Origin of the sequence: Sedimentibacter hydroxybenzoicus DSM 7310 (genome assembly GCF_013403245.1) — a bacterium.
Classification (GTDB): domain Bacteria; phylum Bacillota; class Clostridia; order Tissierellales; family Sedimentibacteraceae; genus Sedimentibacter; species Sedimentibacter hydroxybenzoicus.
Map to the genome: position 1 here is coordinate 1 of NZ_JACBNQ010000059.1, position 1,557 is coordinate 1,557.

At 35.3% G+C, this 1,557-nt stretch carries 2 protein-coding genes; both read left to right on the plus strand.

Annotated elements, in window-relative coordinates; translation table 11 throughout:
* Positions 1-17 precede the first annotated feature (17 nt).
* Positions 18-890 (plus strand): ABC transporter permease, encoded by an 873-nt coding sequence (locus HZF24_RS18630; RefSeq protein WP_179239884.1) that lies wholly within the window; start codon positions 18-20, stop codon positions 888-890.
* A partial coding sequence (locus tag HZF24_RS18635) for an ABC transporter ATP-binding protein (RefSeq protein WP_179239885.1) occupies positions 874-1,557 on the plus strand: 684 nt, incomplete at its 3' end. The genes HZF24_RS18630 and HZF24_RS18635, both read left to right, overlap by 17 nt.

Here is a 1,557-nt window from a genome sequence, read left to right on the forward strand (position 1 = left end):
TAGAAAGGAAGAAAAACATGAACTCATTAATAATGACATCAATGGAGCAGGGACTGATATTTGCAGTCCTTGCCATAGGAGTAACAATAACATACAAAATACTTGATTTTGCAGATTTGTCAGTAGAAGGAACATTCCCCATGGGAGCGTTCATATTTGCAAGATTTATAACATCAGGCTCAAGTCCCGTAACAAGCACCATATTGGCATTTGTATTCGGGACACTTGCAGGGCTTTTAACATATACACTCAACATAAAATTAAAAATAAAAGCACTATTATCCGGAATACTCACTATGACAATTTTATATTCGGTGAACCTTAGATTAAACGGAAAATCAAACATAGGACTTTTCAGCTACGATTCCATATATCAAGGACTTCCCACAATAGCGGTCTTAGTTTTGATAATAGCGGCGATAAAAATAATAATGGACTTATTCTTAAAAACAGAAATAGGATACTTGCTTATAGCCACAGGAGACAATGAAACATTAGTGAAATCCTTGGGGGAAAATGCAAACAAATACAAACTGATAGGATTAATGCTATCAAACGGACTGGTTTCATTAAGCGGAGCACTGATGGCACAATATCAGGGCTTTGCAGAAATAACAATGGGAACAGGAATAATAGTCATAGCAATAGCATCAATAATAATCGGAGATACCATAATAAAAAACAATAAGAAATTAAAAAATACCACAAGAGCAATAGCAGGAGCATTAATATACAAGTTTATAGGAAACCTTGCAATAGATTTAGGACTTACCCCCACAGACTTAAAAGCGATAAATGCAATAATAGTAATATGCTTTTTAAGCTACAACACATTCAGTACACAAATAATAAAAAGAACAACAGGAGGAAAATATGCTGACAATCGATAAATTATCCAAAAGCTTTAACACAGGAACAGAAAACGAAGTAAAAGTATTTAAAGATTTCAATCTTCACATAAACAAGAACGAATGCACAGCCATACTAGGAGCAAACGGGTGCGGAAAAAGTACACTGTTCAATATAATAAGCGGAGTGACAACAGCCGAAAGCGGAGAAATAACAATAAACGGAAGGAATATAAACAACCTTAAAGAAAACAAAAGAGCCCAGTTTATAGGAAGAGTACACCAGGACCCGTCAAAAGGAGTGTCGCCGTCACTGACAATATTAGAAAACATATCATTGTCAGATAAGAAATGTAAGAAGTTTTCATTAAGAAGATTAATAAACAAAAACAGAATAGAAAACTATAAAGAAATATTAAAAACGCTGGATTTAGGTTTAGAAAACAAATTAGACACAGAAGTAAAATACCTGTCAGGAGGACAAAGACAGTCGTTGTCGTTGTTGATGGCAACAATCATCAAGCCGGAGCTGTTGCTTTTAGACGAGCATACAGCAGCACTGGACCCTAAGACATCGAGGCTGATAATGGAAAAGACGAGAGAATTGATAAAAAACCAGGCGATAACAACTATGATGATATCCCACAATGTGAATGACGCAATAAAGTTTTCAGACAGGATTATAATGCTGGACAGAGGAAGTGTAGTG